This window comes from Streptococcus sp. SK140 (assembly GCF_000259525.1).
GTDB lineage: Bacteria > Bacillota > Bacilli > Lactobacillales > Streptococcaceae > Streptococcus.
This window is the reverse complement of sequence record NZ_AJML01000010.1, coordinates 34123-50538: the sequence shown is the minus strand read 5'-3', so window position 1 is coordinate 50538 and position 16416 is coordinate 34123. Positions and strand designations below refer to the sequence as shown.

The window sequence follows — 16416 nt, the reverse complement described above, 5'->3', positions numbered from 1 at the left end:
GTTCACTGAGGTGGATCGCTTTTATATATAAGGAGACCGAGAGTTAATAAAAGTTTAATACGAGAAAATAGATTTATATATTTGCTATCTTGTAATATTATATTATCAAAAATTTAGGAACCTGTCAACAAGAAAATTAGAAAAAACTAGTAAAAATTTTCGAACAGTCATGAATTGCAATTCAATAAACAATTTTCAGATAATTATTGAAATAATGATCAATTTATGATATAATGGAAGCGATTAAATACGAGGTGAAAAATGGCACATTTATTAGAAAAAACGAGAAAAATTACGTCTATCCTGAAGCGTGCGGAGGAGAAATTACAAGATGATCTTCCATATAATGCCATCACACGCCAATTAGCGGATATTATTGATTGCAACGCTTGTATCCTAAATAGTAAGGGACGTCTTTTGGGATACTTCATGCGTTACAAGACTAATAATGATCGTGTAGAGCAATTTTTCCAATCAAAAATTTTTCCTGAGGACTATATTCAAGGTGCAAACATGATTTACGATACAGAAGCAAATCTGACTGTAGATCACGAATTAAGCATCTTTCCAGTTGAGAGTCGTGCAGATTTCTCAGAAGGTTTGACAACAATTGCTCCAATCCATGTTTCTGGGATTCGTTTGGGATCTTTGATTATCTGGCGTAATGATAAGAAATTCGAAGATGAGGATTTGATTCTTGTTGAGATAGCTAGTACGGTGGTTGGTATTCAGCTTTTGAACTTCCAACGTGAAGAAGACGAGAAAAATATCCGTCGTCGTACAGCCGTAACTATGGCAGTCAACACTCTTTCTTACTCTGAGTTACGAGCAGTGTCAGCTATTTTGGGTGAATTGAATGGCAATGAAGGACAATTAACTGCGTCAGTCATTGCAGACCGTATCGGTATTACGCGTTCTGTGATTGTCAATGCCCTTCGAAAACTCGAATCTGCAGGAATTATTGAAAGTCGTTCACTGGGGATGAAGGGAACTTATCTTAAGGTCTTGATCCCAGATATCTTTGAAGAAGTGAAAAAGAGGGATTATTAATGACTAAGGCTTTAATTTCGATTGACTATACAGAAGATTTTGTAGCGGATCATGGAAAATTGACAGCTGGAGCTCCTGCTCAAGCTATATCAGAAGCGATCAATCAGGTGACTAGATTAGCATTTGACCGTGGAGATTATATTTTCTTTACCATTGATGCTCATGAGGAAAATGATGTCTTTCATCCAGAAAGTAAACTATTTCCCCCTCATAATCTGATTGGGACTAGCGGGCGTAATCTATATGGTAAGTTAGCCGAGTTCTATCAGGAATATGCTGGCGATAGTCGTGTTTTCTGGATGGACAAACGTCACTATTCGGCTTTTTCTGGCACAGATTTGGATATCCGTCTGAGAGAGCGTCGCGTGGATACAGTCATTTTAACAGGTGTTCTGACAGATATCTGTGTATTGCATACGGCTATCGATGCCTATAATCTGGGTTATCAGATAGAAGTTGTTAAGCCAGCAGTCGCATCTATTTGGCCTGAAAACCACCAGTTTGCACTTGGACATTTTAAGAATACATTAGGAGCGAAACTCCTTGATGAAAACCTAGTTGAAATCAAAGAATAATGTATTCAAAAAAAATGAAAAAAATCTGAAAAAAGTGTTGACAAAGTTTGTGAAAGTTGATATACTAGTAAAGTAATCGACGCGGGGATGGCGGAATTGGCAGACGCGCAGGACTAAGGATCCTGTGACCGCTTTAGGTCGTGAGGGTTCAAGTCCCTCTCTCCGCATAGGAAAAGAGTTAGCTTCAGCTAGCTCTTTATTTTTATATAAACAAGGGCAAAGATTTTGCTCTTTTTTTGTGATTTCATAAACATTTCATATTTGGATATTATAATAGACTTAGAAACATGGAGGTGCTATATGAATCCCACTCAAAGAGCTTGGGCTTACATCAGCAGAAAACGACTGAGAAGTCTCATATTATTCTTGATTCTATTTGTTTTATTGGCAGGAATATCGGCTTGTTTGACGCTTATGAAGTCCAACCAAACAGTAGAAAATAATCTCTATCGTTCATTGAATACATCTTTTTCTATTAAAAGAATAGAAGCAGATCAGACTTTTCAACTGTCTCAACTAGATGACCTTAAAAAGATAAAGGGCCTTGAGAAGATTTCACCTGAGCTTGAAACAATAGCCAAGTTAACTGACAAAGAAGTCATTACTGGAGAACAAAGTATCCAAAGGGATGATTTGACAGAGGCTGAAAAAAATCTTATCACTTTGATTGCTTTAGAAGATTCTTCTAAGGATGTCTCCTTTACAAGCTCTGCCTTTACCCTTAAAGAAGGAAGACATCTCGAAAAAGGGGACAGTAAAAAAATCTTAGTCCATGAAGAATTAGCTAAGAAGAATAACTTAAAACTTGGGGATAAGATTAGCTTAAATCCTGCTCAAGTGGAAGGAAATAGTGGACAAAGGCTAGACTATGAAATCGTAGGTATTTTCTCAGGTAAGAAGCAAGAAAAATTCACTGGTCTTAGCTCAGATTTTAGTGAAAACACGGTCTATACAGACTTCGAAAGTAGCCAAACTCTTCTTGGAAATAAGGAAGATCAAATCACTGCAGCCCGTTTCTATCTTGAAAATCCCAAAGATATGGATGACATCATTCAAGAGGTTGAAAAGTTATCTCTTGAAAATCAAGGCTTTCAAGTGGAAAAGGAAAATAAGGCCTTTGAACAAATCAAGGATTCAGTTTCGACCTTCCAAACCTTCCTACAAATTTTCCTCTATGGTATTATGATTGCTGGTGTAGGAGCTCTGGTCTTGGTCTTGTCACTTTGGTTACGAGAGCGAGTCTACGAGGTTGGTATTTTATTGGCGCTAGGAAAAGGAAAAATAGCAATCTTTAGTCAATTCTGCCTGGAAGTTATCCTGGTTTCATTGGCAGCAATTTTACCAGCATTTCTTGCAGGAAATGCCATTACTTCCTATCTTTTAAAAACTGTACTAGCAAGTGGCGATCAAGTCGCATTACAAGATACACTGGCCAAAGCGACTAATCTTTCAACAAGTCTTCTTTCATTTGGAGAATCTTATGTCTTTCTCCTTGTGATTAGCTCCTTGTCAGTTGCACTTTGTTTTATCTTTTTATTTAGAAAATCACCGAAAGAAATTTTATCATCCATCAGTTAATAAAGGAGAAATCATGACTTTACTACAATTACAAGATCTTACTTATCGTTACAAGAACACTGCAGAAGCAGTATTATATAAAATCAATTACGATTTTGAACCAGGCAAGTTTTATAGTATTATCGGAGACTCAGGAGCTGGGAAGTCAACACTCTTATCTCTATTAGCAGGACTTGATAGCCCAGTCGAAGGAGCTATCTTATTCGAAGGCAAGGATATTCGTGAACAAGGTTATTCTTATCATCGCATGCACCATATCTCTTTGGTTTTCCAAAACTATAACTTGATTGATTATCTTTCTCCATTGGAAAATATCCGCTTGGTTAATAAAAAAGCTAGCAAGGATATCCTTCTTGAACTTGGTTTAGATGAAAGTCAAATCAAGCGGAATGTTCTCCAATTATCAGGAGGGCAGCAACAACGGGTGGCCATTGCTCGTAGCCTTGTATCGGAAGCACCAGTGATTTTAGCGGATGAACCAACAGGAAACCTAGATCCTAAGACAGCTGGGGATATCATTGACCTGCTCAAATCTCTTGCTGAGAAAACAGGCAAGTGTGTGATCGTTGTGACCCACAGTAAGGAAGTAGCACAGGCGTCAGATATTACACTGGAATTGAAGGATAAAAAGCTGACAGAAACAAGAAGAAATAGTAACTAAAACTTTTAAATATATAAGCGAAGTAAATCTAGAAAGGAATCTTATGTTACACAACGCATTTGCCTATGTCACAAGAAAATTTTTTAAGTCGCTTGTGATCTTTCTCATCATTCTCTTGATGGCTAGTTTGAGTTTGATCGGCTTGTCTATCAAGGGTGCGACAGCCAAGGCTTCTCAAGAAACCTTTAAGAATATCACCAATAGTTTTTCTATGCAAATCAATCGTAGAGTTAACCAAGGAACTCCACGTGGTGCAGGGAATATCAAGGGTGAAGATATTAAAAAAATTACTGAAAATAAGGCCATCGAATCTTACATCAAACGTATCAATGCTATCGGTGATTTAACAGGCTACGAATTGATTGAGACACCTGAAACCAAGAAAAATCTAACGCCAGATCGAGCTCAACGTTTTGGAAGTAGTTTGATGATAACAGGTGTTAATGACTCTTCTAAAGAAGACAAGTTTGTATCAGGCTCTTACAAACTAGTTGAAGGTGAGCATTTAACAAACGATGACAAATACCAGATTCTCATGCACAAAGACTTGGCTGCTAAACATGGCTGGAAGGTAGGAGATAAGGTCAAACTGAACTCCAATATTTACGATGCCGATAATGAAAAAGGAGCCAAGGAAACAGTAGAAGTAACGATCAAAGGACTCTTTGATGGACATAACAAATCTGCTGTGACCTACTCACAAGAACTTTATGAGAATACAGCTATCACAGATATTCACACAGCTGCCCAGCTCTATGGTTATACTGAAGATACAGCTATCTATGGCGATGCTACCTTCTTTGTAGCTGGAGATAAGAACCTAGATAGTGTCATGCAAGAACTAGGGTCAATAAACGGCATCAACTGGAAAATGTATAGCTTGATTAAGAGTTCATCTAACTATCCTGCCCTTGAACAATCCATCTCCGGCATGTACAAGATGGCTAATCTGCTTTTCTGGGGTAGCTTGAGCTTTTCTGTTCTACTACTTGCTCTCTTACTCACACTTTGGATTAACGCCCGTCGTAAAGAGGTTGGAATTCTCCTTTCAATTGGTCTTAAACAAGCAAGTATTCTAGGTCAATTTATCACAGAAGCAGTTATGATTGCTATTCCAGCTCTCATTTCAGCCTACTTCCTAGCTAATTATACAGCTCGTGCTATTGGAAATACAGTACTAGCCAATGTCACATCAGATGTGGCTAAGCAGGCAAGTAAGGCAGCCCAAGCTTCCAATCTCGGTGGTGGTGCAGAAGTTGACGGCTTTAGCAAGACTCTTTCAAGTTTGGATATTTCTATTCAACCTTCAGACTTTGCCATCATCTTTGTACTTGGCTTGGTTCTAGTAGTACTAGTTATGGCACTTGCTTCCAGCAATCTCCTCTTTAAACAACCAAAAGAACTCTTGTTGGATAGTGAATAAAAAAACCTGCTACCTATTCTCACTCAAATGAGATATAATATAGGTAGCATTTTTGTTAGAAAAGGATTTATATGAAAATTCTAATTGTAGAAGATGAAGACATGATCCGTGAGGGAATTAGTGATTACTTGGCGGATTGTGGCTATGAAACCCTTCAGGCAGCAGATGGCCTTGAGGCCTTAGAACAATTTTCTCATCATCAGGTTGCCTTGGTTCTCCTAGATATTCAAATGCCTAAACTCAATGGTTTAGAGGTCTTATCAGAAATCCGCAAGACCAGTCAAGTTCCTGTTTTGATGTTGACAGCTTTTCAAGACGAGGAGTATAAGATGAGTGCCTTTGCTGCATTAGCAGATGGTTATTTGGAAAAGCCTTTTTCTCTATCTTTGTTAAAAGTACGAGTGGATGCCATCTTTAAACGTTATTATGATACTGGTCGTATTTTTACCTATAGAGACACCGAGGTAGACTTTGACAGTTATAGCGCCAAAGTGGCTGGCCAAGAGGTTGCAGTGAATGCAAAAGAACTGGAAATTTTAGACTATCTGGTTAAAAATGAAGGTCGAGCCTTAACACGGTCGCAGATTATCGATGCTGTATGGAAGATGACAGATGAGATCCCTTTTGACAGAGTGATCGATGTCTATATCAAGGAACTACGGAAAAAATTGGATTTAGACTGTATTCTTACCGTGCGCAACGTTGGTTATAAATTGGAGAGAAAATGAGACGTTCAGGTTTATTTAAAAAAATTTTTATCTATACCTTCTCGGTATTTTCTACCTTGGTCATTTGTTTGCATTTGGCCATCTATTTCCTCTTTCCATCGACCTATCTCAGTCACCGTCAGGAGAGCATAGGCCTCAAGGCTACCGAAATTGCACAATCCCTCCAAGGAAAGGACAGTCAAACTATCCAGGAAGTCCTTGAACTCTATTCTCAAAGTAGTGATATTAAGGGATCTATCAAGGGAGAGATGACCCAAGATAAGTTGGAGGTCAAGGACAATCTTCCCATTGATAAAGAACGACAAACAGCCTCCTTGGTCATTGAGGAAAGAGAAGTTCAAACCAAGGATGGTCAGACTATGACCTTGCAGTTTTTAGCCTCTATGGATTTGCAGAAAGAAGCAGAAGACATCAGTCTTCAATTTCTGCCTTATACTTTATTAGCGTCTTTCATCATTTCGCTCCTCATCGCCTTTATCTATGCGAAAACCATTGTAGCTCCGATTTTGGAAATCAAACGAGTGACTCGACGGATGATGGACTTGGATGCTCAAGTACGCTTGCGCGTGGATTCCAAGGATGAGATTGGTGATCTCAAAGACCAGATTAATAGTCTCTATCAGCATCTCTTGACCGTTATTGCAGACTTGCATGAGAAAAATGAGGCAATCCTCCAACTAGAAAAAATGAAGGTAGAGTTTTTGAGAGGTGCTTCCCATGAGCTCAAGACACCTCTTGCTAGTCTGAAGATTCTTCTGGAAAATATGCAAGCCAATATCGGACGTTATAAAGATAGAGACCATTACCTTGGAGTTTCTCTAGGAATTGTGGATGATTTAAGTCACCATGTCCAGCAAATTCTATCCCTTTCTTCGGTACAGGAATTGCGAGATAAGAAGGAAGAAATCAATCTTTTGGATATGACCAATCTTCTATTGAAGGACTATGACTTATTAGCCAAAGAGAGAGAAATCACTGTAGACAATCAACTGACTAACCAACAAACTTATCTAAATCCTTCTGTACTCAAGCTTATTCTTTCCAATCTTATCAGTAATGCTGTGAAACACTCTGTTCAAGGAGGCTATCTAAAAATTGGAGCAAAAGATGGTTGGGTTTTCATTGAGAACGCCTGTACACCTGAGGAGCAAGATAAGTTTGAACAATCCTTTACGGCTTCTAGTCGACAAAGTAAGGGAGCTGGCTTGGGACTTTTCGTGGTCAAAAGTTTATTAGAAAATGAAGAAATTAACTATCATTTTGAAAGAGCTGAAGATCACCTAGTATTTTTCATGAAGCTACCTCAGACCGAGTTGGAAAGTGATTAAGAAAGGGTTTACATCTATCTAATTGGAAGAAATTCAATCTAAAGTATGGGAAAAACTAGCTTTTTTTGCTAAAAAGTGATAAAATGAACAATGTAAATGGGATGTCCCATAAAAATATACAGGAGGCCTGATAAAATGGCAATCGTTTCAGCAGAAAAATTTGTCCAAGCAGCTCGTGACAACGGTTATGCAGTTGGTGGATTTAACACAAACAACCTTGAGTGGACTCAAGCTATCTTGCGCGCAGCAGAAGCTAAAAAAGCTCCAGTTTTGATCCAAACTTCAATGGGTGCTGCTAAATACATGGGTGGTTACAAAGTTGCTCGCAACTTGATCGCTAACCTTGTTGAATCAATGGGTATCACTGTACCAGTAGCTATCCACCTTGACCACGGTCACTACGAAGATGCACTTGAGTGTATTCAAGTTGGTTATACTTCAGTTATGTTTGACGGTTCACACCTTCCAGTTGAAGAAAACCTTGAAAAAGCTCGTAAAGTTGTAGAATTTGCTCACGCAAATGGTGTATCAGTAGAAGCTGAAGTTGGAACTATCGGTGGTGAAGAAGACGGAATCATCGGTGACGGTGAATTGGCTCCAATTGAAGACGCTAAAGCAATGGTTGCAACTGGTATTGACTTCTTGGCAGCTGGTATCGGTAACATCCACGGTCCTTACCCAGCAAACTGGAAAGGTCTTCACCTTGACCACTTGCAAAAATTGACTGAAGCTGTACCAGGATTCCCAATCGTATTGCACGGTGGTTCAGGTATTCCTGATGACCAAATCCAAGCAGCTATCAAACTTGGTGTTGCTAAAGTTAACGTTAACACTGAATGCCAAATCGCATTCGCTAACGCAACTCGTAAATTTGCTCGTGACTACGAAGCAAACGAAGCAGAATACGACAAGAAAAAACTCTTCGACCCACGTAAATTCTTGGCTGACGGTGTAAAAGCTATCCAAGCATCAGTTGAAGAACGTATCGACGTATTCGGTTCAGAAGGTAAAGCTTAATCTAGCTGAACAAAACATAACAGAAACCTGCCCGTAAGGGTGGGTTTTTCATTTTCCAACTCTTCTCAATCTTATTTAAAAAGTGATATAATGAAGATGGAACGAATCATTTAGTGGATTTTTTGGTAAAACTAGTTTTTAAATCAACCTTTGAAAGGAAAAATAGCCATGATATTCGATCAGTCCTTGCAAGCTTACATACATGAAGTAGATGATGTTCTTGTAGCTTGGGAAGAAAAACCAAGTGGAAATTTTGAGATGGAAGCTCAGTTGCTTGCAGCCAATTACCATAAAAATCTTTCCCGTATTCTTGCATTTATACTGCCTCATTTACAAGAATTTTATGGTCATTTCACAGATGAAGAAGCTACTGAAAAATTGGGTAAACCCATCATCGAGCCAGAAAGACAAACCGTTACTTTCTGTGATCAAACTTTTGATGATATTCATATCTTTTCTTTTGATTATCAGGGGCAAGACTTTGAAATTCTAAAGAATTTTGCCATTGATGGTTAAGGTCTGTTTTCAGTTTTAAAAAGAAGGGGAGAGACTGATGAGTACTGCTGATTTTGTCTTTGTAGAGACTAAAGAACCCGTATTCCTTGATTTACAAGCCTTTTGTCGTGCTTTGAGAGAAAGATTCCCAGGTATTATGGTTAGAGAAAGAACTAATCCCGAAAAAGCTTACTCGCTTTCTTGGGATTATCAAAGTCCTCAGCTTACCTTGGAAAGTTCACTGAGTAGCAATAAAAATGTTTTTGTGATTGATTACTTTGATTCAACGAACAGATTACAAGATTATGCCTCCTACATCATCTGGCTTCGGAAATGGTTTCCAGCTGAAGAGAAGGTTTTCTTTTGTGATGAAGGATATGAGTATGTGTTGGAGCTTCCTAGTGTTTTATCCCAAAAAGAGTTGGAAAACTACTTACGAACAAGGTTTGATGAGTGAAGAAAAAGTTCAAAGACAAATATGATATGGAAAAGTGAAAAAGGAGAATCAGATGCTTACTAGAGATGAGATTTTAGTTGCTTTGCAAGATGCAATTACTGAATACCAAGAATTTGAGTTGGCAGATGAGATTATGGATGTTATGGAGCTTTATGATCAACCCTTTGATTTGGTTGCCCCCATTTTAGAATTTATTTCCGAGCATCCAGAAGTAGATTTTGGTTCTCCAGGTTACTTGGTTCACTTTGTGGAGAGATTTTATCATCAAGGCTATGAGGATTTATTGATGGAAGTAGTTGGTAAAAAGCCAACCTTGCATAATATTTGGATGCTTCATCGATGTTGTAATGACAATGATCCAAATCTAGTCTGGCAGATTCAGGCTTTGGTTGGAGAACTTAAGAAGGATAAGACTCTTGATTCACAAGTAAGAAGCATGATTGAAGACTTAACTTGGTAGAGGGAGGTGATGTAGCATCACCTTTTTATCTTTTCTTAGGGATAAAAATTTTCGATATGAATTAACACTTGTTTTCCTTAGACATTTGCACTATAATAGGGTGTTATTAGGGCTTTCTTTCCTTATGTTGAAAAAGAAGGCAGATTTTTGGAGATAAGAAGTCGTGTTTGAATGTTCAGGAGCTTGATTTAACGATTTCTTACTAAAGGGAGATAGATATGGCAATGATAGAAGTGGAACATCTTCAGAAAAATTTTGTGAAGACTGTTAAGGAACCGGGCTTGAAGGGAGCCTTGCGCTCCTTTATTCATCCTGAAAAGCAGACCTTTGAAGCGGTCAAGGATTTAACCTTTGAAGTTCCAAAAGGGCAGATTCTAGGCTTTATCGGAGCTAATGGTGCTGGGAAGTCGACAACCATCAAAATGCTAACAGGGATTTTGAAACCGACATCTGGTTTTTGTCGGATTAACGGCAAGATTCCCCAGGATAATCGCCAAGATTATGTCAAGGATATTGGAGTCGTTTTCGGACAACGTACCCAGCTATGGTGGGATTTGGCACTGCAAGAGACCTACACGGTTTTGAAGGAGATTTACGATGTGCCAGACTCGCTTTTCCATAAGCGTATGGACTTTTTGAATGAAGTTTTGGATTTGAAGGAATTTATCAAGGATCCTGTGCGGACTCTTTCATTGGGTCAACGGATGCGGGCGGACATTGCGGCTTCCTTGCTTCACAATCCCAAAGTTCTCTTTTTAGATGAGCCGACTATTGGTTTGGATGTGTCGGTCAAGGATAACATTCGACGTGCTATCACCCAGATTAATCAGGAGGAAGAGACAACTATTCTCTTGACCACTCACGACTTGAGCGATATTGAGCAACTCTGTGATCGGATTTTTATGATTGACAAGGGGCAGGAGATTTTTGATGGGACGGTGAGCCAGCTCAAGGAGACATTTGGCAAGATGAAGACTCTCTCCTTCGATCTGACGCCAGGTCAAAGTCATCTCGTCTCTCATTATGAAGGCTTACCTGATATATCCATTGATAGACAAGGAAATAACCTGACTATTGAATTTGATAGTTCCCGCTACCAATCAGCTGATATTATCAAGCAAACCTTATCTGATTTTGAAGTCCGTGATTTGAAGATGGTAGATACGGATATTGAAGATATTATCCGTCGCTTCTATCGAAAGGAGCTCTAAGATGGTCAAATTGTGGAGACGTTATAAACCCTTTATCAATGCGGGGATTCAGGAGTTGATTACCTATCGAGTAAACTTTCTTCTTTATCGGATTGGCGATGTCATGGGGGCTTTTGTGGAATTTTATCTCTGGAAGGCTGTCTTTGATTCCTCGCAAGAGCCTTTGATTCAGGGCTTCAGTATGGCGGATATCACCCTCTATATCATCATGAGTTTTGTGACTAATTTATTAACTGAGTCAGATAGCTCCTTTATGATCGGTGATGAGGTAAAAGATGGCTCTATTATCATGCGCTTATTAAGACCAGTCCATTTTGCGGCCTCTTATCTTTTCACTGAGCTTGGGTCAAAGTGGTTGATTTTCATCTCTGTTGGCCTGCCGTTTTTAAGTGTTATTGTCTTGATGAAAATTTTATCTGGGCAAGGGGTTATGGAAGTGCTGGGATTAACCATTCTTTATCTCTTTAGCTTAACGCTGGCTTATCTGATTAACTTTTTCTTTAATATCTGTTTTGGTTTTTCAGCATTTGTGTTTAAAAATTTATGGGGTTCTCAAGTATTTAAGGCTTCACTAGTATCCTTTATGTCAGGAAGTTTGATTCCTTTGGCTTTTTTTCCAAAGGTGGTTTCAGATATTCTCTCCTTCTTACCTTTCTCATCCTTGATTTACACTCCGGTCATGATCATTCTTGGGAAATACGATACCAGTCAGATTCTTCAGGCACTTTTGCTTCAGCTTTTCTGGCTTATAGTGATGGTGGGCTTGTCTCAGTTGATTTGGAAGCGAGTCCAGTCATTTATCACCATTCAGGGAGGTTAGTATGAAAAAATATCAACGCATGCATCTGATTTTTATCAGACAGTACATCAAGCAAATCATGGAATACAAGGTAGATTTTGTGGTTGGTGTGTTGGGAGTCTTTCTGACTCAAGGCCTGAACCTCTTGTTTCTCAATGTCATCTTTCAACACATCCCCTCGCTAGAAGGTTGGACCTTTCAAGAGATTGCCTTTATCTATGGATTTTCCTCAATTCCAAAGGGATTAGATCATCTCTTTTTTGACAATCTCTGGGCTTTAGGTCAACGACTAGTTCGAAAAGGGGAGTTTGACAAGTATCTGACTCGTCCTATCAATCCTCTCTTTCACATCCTCGTTGAGACCTTTCAGATTGATGCCTTGGGTGAACTTTTGGTCGGTGGAATTTTACTAGCGACAACGGCGACTAGCATTGCTTGGACTCTTCCCAAATTCCTGATTTTTCTAGTTTGTATTCCTTTTGCGACCTTGATTTATACTTCCTTGAAAATTGCAACAGCCAGCATCGCTTTTTGGACCAAGCAGTCAGGTGCCATGATTTACATTTTCTATATGTTTAATGATTTTGCCAAGTACCCGATTTCCATTTACAATTCGCTCCTTCGTTGGTTAATTAGCTTTATTGTGCCTTTTGCCTTTACGGCCTACTATCCTGCCAGCTATTTCTTGCAGGGCAAGGATGGACTCTTTAATATTGGTGGTTTGATTCTGATTTCTCTCATCTTCTTTTGCATCTCTCTGAAACTCTGGGATAGGGGATTAGACGCTTACGAAAGTGCAGGTTCTTAATAGCAAAAATTGGACCAAATCATGAAAGGATTTTATGATGTTTGTAATTGAAGAAGTGAAAGATGCCAATCAAAAAATGGCAGTTGTCGCTGAAGTTTTAAAGAATTTGCCAGAATGGTTTGGAATACCAGAAAGTACGCAAGCCTATATCGAAGGAGCCAAGGACTTGCAAGTGTGGGCTGCCTATCAGGAGAGTGATTTGGCTGGATTTGTAAGCTTATCATATTCTAGTGAAGATTGTGCAGAGATTGACTGTCTCGGAGTAAAAAAAGCTTATCAAGGTAGAGGAATTGGTAGTCAGTTACTTGCTACTTTAGAAAGTGAAGCACGTAAAAACGTTGATTATTTACAAGTGAAAACAGTAGCAGAAGGCTCTAATAAAGATTATGACCGAACAAATGTCTTTTATCGCAGTCTTGGTTTTAAAAAATTAGAGATTTTTCCGCAACTATGGGGACCCCAAAATCCTTGTCAGATTTTAATTAAAAAGATAGATTAAGAATCCCTTGACATCCTTCCTTATAGTGCTATACTATAAGTGGATTCGCCGATTTAGCTCAGTTGGTAGAGCACCGCACTCGTAACGCGTAGGTCACAGGTTCGATCCCTGCAATCGGCATAAGAAAGAGCAATAAAATAAATATTATATTAGTTTATTAGAATCATCAACACTCATCAAAATGAGGAGGAGTATCATGAACAAGAAAGAACGGATGAAACATGTTGAGAAGACCCACGGTCGAAAAGCAACTGCATCGAAATTGGCAGAAGCCTCCTCTACAACTAAAAATATAAAAATGTATATCAGTCTTGCCTTAACAGCACTAGTTATAATCATTGTTGCTAGTATCTTTTTAAATTCACCTAATCTCAAGCAAGAAGCAAATCAAACTTCTTCCTCATCTAAGACTGAAGAGACGACAAGAAGTCAGGGGAAAGAGGAAGAAAAGGATAAGGCAAAGGAAGAGGAAATTCAAAAACTAAAGGAACAATTGTCTGATTTGGATACCAAGATTTCAGAATCAGAGCAGCTCGTTAATCAATTAAAAAAAGAAGCTTCTGTTCCAAAATTAGATCTTGAAGCCCTCAGAAGTAATGATTTATCAAGTTTAGAGGGTACTTGGCGGACACAGTCTGGTAATGAATATGTCATTAACGATTCAGGGGAAGTCCAATCTTCTTGGATATACAATGATCAAAAGCATGAGTCTATTGTTGGATTGAAAGTATCAAAAAGTCAGAATGATCGTAACTCAGAAACAGTAGCCCTTGGCGCTTGGGCAAAAGGTTCTCAGGCGGGAGGGTTTGTGGTAGTCGTTGTACCAAGTGGGGTTGTCATGGAACCTGGTGATGATGGTAAAATAACAGACAATTCCAATCACACTGAGGACAGACTCTTTGCAGGACAACAATATGAAGGGATGTTGATGCATCCAGAAAATGTTTACTATCGTGTTAAACCAGATACGAGCCAATTAGAATCAGAAGAGAAGAATTTAACGAAATTGAAAGCTGATCGTGATGCCATCAAATCAGCTTTAGAGTCTAAAGAATAATGAAAAATGAATGAAAAGAAGCCAACTAAGGCTTCTTTTTTTGAAAAGTTTTGACCACATAGCCTGTGATGTCGACCACATAAGCAAAAGCTATTGTTGACTATTTTTATTTCTGTTATAGTAGTAACTGTCAAAGGGAGCAAAGCTTCCAACAAAATAGAAAATGAGGTCGTATCATGAAAAAAGTATTAGGTATTGGATTTTTAGTTGTTGCAGTAGCAGTTTTGTATTTTGGCTTTGTTGGATGGCCGAGTTTGGATGTTAACATCTGGGCACTCTTTCCAGTAGGTCTATTTCTGTTTTTCACTCTTGAAAATCTAGTAAAAAAAGATTACAAGGCCAGTCTCATGAGCTTAATTATTGCCTTTATCATCGCTAATGCCATTCTTGATATCTTGCCACTTTCAAGTGGGTTGGTAATCGGTGCTGGTGTTCTGGCTTGTGTGGGAATTGGTTTTCTCTTTCCTGAAGCCAACAAGTTAGAAGAATAATATAAAAAATCTCGAGGTTTCTCGAGACTTTTTCTTTATTGACCTGCGTAATATTTTTGAATTCCTTTGACAATACCTGCAACCAATCTGTTTTGGTAGGCGTCACTGCGGACTTGTTGATTTTCATTGAAATTGTCAATATAGCCCAATTCCAATAGAACAGCTGGTTTATCAGTTTCTCGAAGAACAGCAAAACTACTTTGTAGGAGTCCTGCATCCTTAGCACCAGTTTCAGCTAGTAGTGAAGAGTGGATATCTGCCGCGAGGCGATTACTTTCACTGATTCGGTCAGGGTGGTTATGCCAGTACGGATTGATTTTAGAAGGATAACCAGCAGCTTCTTCATAAGAATAAGTCTGAATCCCAGCTCTATTTGAAGCTGGATTACCACTAGCATTGAAGTGAATACTAATAAAGATATCTGAGTCAGTCTTATTAACCATTCTTGAACGTTCGGTGACAAAGTCTACAAAGACATCACTGTCTCTTGAAGAAAGAACAGTATAGCCGAGTCCTTCAAGCTCCTTGCGTAGCTTTTGGTAAACTTGCATATTCAGTTCTTTTTCGGTGATGTTATAATAAGATGCACCGGGATCTTTACCACCATGACCTGGATCTAGGAAGATAATATTGTTATATTTCCCCTTTTCAAAACCACGACTTACAGAAGTTTCACCAATCCATTTCCCATTGCTTTGGAATTGATGAGTTTGTCCATCAATTTTATGGGTTCCTGTAACATAGACTCCATTGTCATCTACATAGTAGCGGGCTTTATAGAAGCTGTCGTCAATCCATTCGCTCTTAGCCATGTAGCCACCTGCCTTGAGGTAGTAGGAGCCAATCCATTCACGTTCTGCGTAAGCACCACCAGATTTCAAGTAGAACCAGCTATCATAGTTTTTATCGAAAATCCATTCTTTTTCAGCCATGGCCCCGCTAGCTTTTAGGTAGTAGCTACCTTGCCATTGGTTACTTGCCATAGTAGCATCTTTGTTAAAGTAGTACCAGGTACCACTGATTTTATCCCACTTGTTTTTGATTAATTTACCAGAAGCAAGGGCATAGTACCATTGTCCATCTTGTTTTACCCAAGAACTCTCAGCCATGGCACCACTATTGGTAAACAGATAGTCGTCAAAAATTGTGTTGCTGAGCATGACTCCGTCTTGATCAAAATAGTACCAGACACCACCGATTTTTTCCCATTTTTGTTGAGAAATTTTTCCATAAGCATTAGCGTAATACCATTTATCTTGGAGTTTACTCCAACCAGAATCGACCATGGCCCCGCTACTAGTCAGGATATATCCGTCAAAAATAGTATCACTCAGCATGATGCCATCTTTGTTGAAGTAGTACCATTTTCCGTGGATTTTTTTCCAGTTAAGAACATGGGCATTGTTTTCATAGAAATGCCAGTGGTTTTCCTCTAATACCCAACCTTCTTTTTGAACTTCTGGAGTCTTGTCTTCTTCTTTCTTAGTTGGATTTGTTGTTTGATTGGCATTTGCTTCAGTTGAAGCTTCAGTTTCCTTGGCTGGGAGACTGTGTTTCTCCACTTTGTCAGTAGCGGTTTCACTGTGTGTTGTTTCTACTGGGGTTGACTGTGCTTGGTTTTCCTCAGCATAGCTAAGATTGGTGGTTAGACCAAAAACTGAAAGCGTAATGGCACTTGCCAAGAGCGTTTTTTTCACTTGATTTATCTCCTATACATTTTTTATAATCTTTTTTAAAAATCTCATTAGAAAAGCGCCTCAGACGGAACATTTAGTGACC

Annotated in this window: 18 protein-coding genes and 2 tRNA genes; 19 read left to right on the top strand and 1 reads right to left on the bottom strand. The window is 38.8% G+C overall.

Going from position 1 to position 16416, the window contains the following annotated elements; translation table 11 throughout:
* The first annotated feature begins 261 nt into the window (after positions 1-261).
* The 19 genes from codY (at position 262) to HMPREF1116_RS03595 (ending at position 14637) form a co-directional block, all read left to right on the top strand.
* Entirely contained in the window at positions 262-1050 is a 789-nt protein-coding gene (codY, locus tag HMPREF1116_RS03685) for a GTP-sensing pleiotropic transcriptional regulator CodY (protein ID WP_000940720.1), read from the top strand.
* On the top strand, positions 1050-1625 hold the full coding sequence (locus tag HMPREF1116_RS03680) for a cysteine hydrolase family protein (protein WP_000158714.1): 576 nt from the start codon (positions 1050-1052) through the stop codon (positions 1623-1625). Before codY ends, HMPREF1116_RS03680 begins: the two co-directional genes overlap by 1 nt.
* A gap of 81 nt (positions 1626-1706) precedes the next feature.
* Positions 1707-1792: transfer RNA gene (locus HMPREF1116_RS03675), tRNA-Leu, on the top strand.
* A 133-nt stretch (positions 1793-1925) separates the two neighbouring features.
* Positions 1926-3203, top strand: coding sequence for an ABC transporter permease (locus tag HMPREF1116_RS03670; protein WP_007554556.1), 1278 nt, complete (start codon positions 1926-1928; stop codon positions 3201-3203).
* 13 nt (positions 3204-3216) lie between these two features.
* Complete coding sequence (vex2, locus tag HMPREF1116_RS03665; RefSeq protein WP_000173721.1) at positions 3217-3864, top strand: ABC transporter ATP-binding subunit Vex2; 648 nt, start codon at positions 3217-3219, stop codon at positions 3862-3864.
* A 43-nt stretch (positions 3865-3907) separates the two neighbouring features.
* Positions 3908-5287 (top strand): ABC transporter permease subunit Vex3, encoded by a 1380-nt coding sequence (vex3, locus tag HMPREF1116_RS03660; RefSeq protein WP_000903010.1) that lies wholly within the window; start codon positions 3908-3910, stop codon positions 5285-5287.
* 71 nt (positions 5288-5358) lie between these two features.
* On the top strand, positions 5359-6015 hold the full coding sequence (gene vncR, locus HMPREF1116_RS03655) for a response regulator transcription factor VncR (RefSeq protein ID WP_000697930.1): 657 nt from the start codon (positions 5359-5361) through the stop codon (positions 6013-6015).
* A complete protein-coding gene (gene vncS / locus HMPREF1116_RS03650; protein WP_001254600.1) occupies positions 6012-7343 on the top strand; it encodes a sensor histidine kinase VncS in 1332 nt (443 codons plus the stop codon). Before vncR ends, vncS begins: the two co-directional genes overlap by 4 nt.
* Before the next feature lie 135 nt (positions 7344-7478).
* A complete protein-coding gene (locus tag HMPREF1116_RS03645) occupies positions 7479-8360 on the top strand; it encodes a class II fructose-bisphosphate aldolase (RefSeq protein WP_001019005.1) in 882 nt (293 codons plus the stop codon).
* A 168-nt stretch (positions 8361-8528) separates the two neighbouring features.
* Positions 8529-8876: a hypothetical protein gene (locus HMPREF1116_RS03640; protein ID WP_000575572.1), complete on the top strand. Its 348-nt coding sequence runs from the start codon at positions 8529-8531 to the stop codon at positions 8874-8876.
* 37 nt (positions 8877-8913) lie between these two features.
* Positions 8914-9312, top strand: coding sequence for a hypothetical protein (locus tag HMPREF1116_RS03635; RefSeq protein ID WP_000100681.1), 399 nt, complete (start codon positions 8914-8916; stop codon positions 9310-9312).
* A 52-nt stretch (positions 9313-9364) separates the two neighbouring features.
* Positions 9365-9772 (top strand): hypothetical protein, encoded by a 408-nt coding sequence (locus HMPREF1116_RS03630; protein WP_000957736.1) that lies wholly within the window; start codon positions 9365-9367, stop codon positions 9770-9772.
* Positions 9773-9990: 218 nt separating this feature from the next.
* Positions 9991-10983, top strand: coding sequence for an ABC transporter ATP-binding protein (locus tag HMPREF1116_RS03625; RefSeq protein WP_001240803.1), 993 nt, complete (start codon positions 9991-9993; stop codon positions 10981-10983).
* Position 10984: 1 nt separating this feature from the next.
* Complete coding sequence (locus HMPREF1116_RS03620) at positions 10985-11803, top strand: ABC transporter permease (protein ID WP_000240155.1); 819 nt, start codon at positions 10985-10987, stop codon at positions 11801-11803.
* A 1-nt stretch (position 11804) separates the two neighbouring features.
* On the top strand, positions 11805-12590 hold the full coding sequence (locus HMPREF1116_RS03615; RefSeq protein ID WP_000760746.1) for an ABC transporter permease: 786 nt from the start codon (positions 11805-11807) through the stop codon (positions 12588-12590).
* Positions 12591-12627: 37 nt separating this feature from the next.
* Positions 12628-13089, top strand: coding sequence for a GNAT family N-acetyltransferase (locus HMPREF1116_RS03610; RefSeq protein WP_007554548.1), 462 nt, complete (start codon positions 12628-12630; stop codon positions 13087-13089).
* 47 nt (positions 13090-13136) lie between these two features.
* Positions 13137-13209 (top strand) — tRNA-Thr (locus HMPREF1116_RS03605).
* 76 nt (positions 13210-13285) lie between these two features.
* Positions 13286-14146 carry a DUF6287 domain-containing protein gene (locus HMPREF1116_RS03600; RefSeq protein ID WP_001034418.1) on the top strand — a complete coding sequence of 287 codons (861 nt, stop codon included), beginning with the start codon at positions 13286-13288 and terminating at the stop codon, positions 14144-14146.
* A 176-nt stretch (positions 14147-14322) separates the two neighbouring features.
* Positions 14323-14637, top strand: coding sequence for a hypothetical protein (locus tag HMPREF1116_RS03595; RefSeq protein WP_000756544.1), 315 nt, complete (start codon positions 14323-14325; stop codon positions 14635-14637).
* A 35-nt stretch (positions 14638-14672) separates the two neighbouring features.
* On the opposite strand, the gene HMPREF1116_RS03590 is transcribed toward HMPREF1116_RS03595, so the two are convergent.
* Complete coding sequence (locus HMPREF1116_RS03590) at positions 14673-16334, bottom strand: N-acetylmuramoyl-L-alanine amidase (RefSeq protein WP_000751993.1); 1662 nt, start codon at positions 16332-16334, stop codon at positions 14673-14675.
* Positions 16335-16416 lie beyond the last annotated feature (82 nt).

Excerpts from the sequence above, each read along its gene's own strand:
- codY (WP_000940720.1), top strand. The coding sequence starts at position 262 with ATGGCACATTTATTAGAAAAAACGAGAAAAATTACGTCTATCCTGAAG.
- HMPREF1116_RS03680 (WP_000158714.1), top strand. The coding sequence starts at position 1,050 with ATGACTAAGGCTTTAATTTCGATTGACTATACAGAAGATTTTGTAGCG.
- HMPREF1116_RS03670 (WP_007554556.1), top strand. The coding sequence starts at position 1,926 with ATGAATCCCACTCAAAGAGCTTGGGCTTACATCAGCAGAAAACGACTG.
- vex2 (WP_000173721.1), top strand. The coding sequence starts at position 3,217 with ATGACTTTACTACAATTACAAGATCTTACTTATCGTTACAAGAACACT.
- vex3 (WP_000903010.1), top strand. The coding sequence starts at position 3,908 with ATGTTACACAACGCATTTGCCTATGTCACAAGAAAATTTTTTAAGTCG.
- vncR (WP_000697930.1), top strand. The coding sequence starts at position 5,359 with ATGAAAATTCTAATTGTAGAAGATGAAGACATGATCCGTGAGGGAATT.
- vncS (WP_001254600.1), top strand. The coding sequence starts at position 6,012 with ATGAGACGTTCAGGTTTATTTAAAAAAATTTTTATCTATACCTTCTCG.
- HMPREF1116_RS03645 (WP_001019005.1), top strand. The coding sequence starts at position 7,479 with ATGGCAATCGTTTCAGCAGAAAAATTTGTCCAAGCAGCTCGTGACAAC.
- HMPREF1116_RS03640 (WP_000575572.1), top strand. The coding sequence starts at position 8,529 with ATGATATTCGATCAGTCCTTGCAAGCTTACATACATGAAGTAGATGAT.
- HMPREF1116_RS03635 (WP_000100681.1), top strand. The coding sequence starts at position 8,914 with ATGAGTACTGCTGATTTTGTCTTTGTAGAGACTAAAGAACCCGTATTC.
- HMPREF1116_RS03630 (WP_000957736.1), top strand. The coding sequence starts at position 9,365 with ATGCTTACTAGAGATGAGATTTTAGTTGCTTTGCAAGATGCAATTACT.
- HMPREF1116_RS03625 (WP_001240803.1), top strand. The coding sequence starts at position 9,991 with ATGGCAATGATAGAAGTGGAACATCTTCAGAAAAATTTTGTGAAGACT.
- HMPREF1116_RS03620 (WP_000240155.1), top strand. The coding sequence starts at position 10,985 with ATGGTCAAATTGTGGAGACGTTATAAACCCTTTATCAATGCGGGGATT.
- HMPREF1116_RS03615 (WP_000760746.1), top strand. The coding sequence starts at position 11,805 with ATGAAAAAATATCAACGCATGCATCTGATTTTTATCAGACAGTACATC.
- HMPREF1116_RS03610 (WP_007554548.1), top strand. The coding sequence starts at position 12,628 with ATGTTTGTAATTGAAGAAGTGAAAGATGCCAATCAAAAAATGGCAGTT.
- HMPREF1116_RS03600 (WP_001034418.1), top strand. The coding sequence starts at position 13,286 with ATGAACAAGAAAGAACGGATGAAACATGTTGAGAAGACCCACGGTCGA.
- HMPREF1116_RS03595 (WP_000756544.1), top strand. The coding sequence starts at position 14,323 with ATGAAAAAAGTATTAGGTATTGGATTTTTAGTTGTTGCAGTAGCAGTT.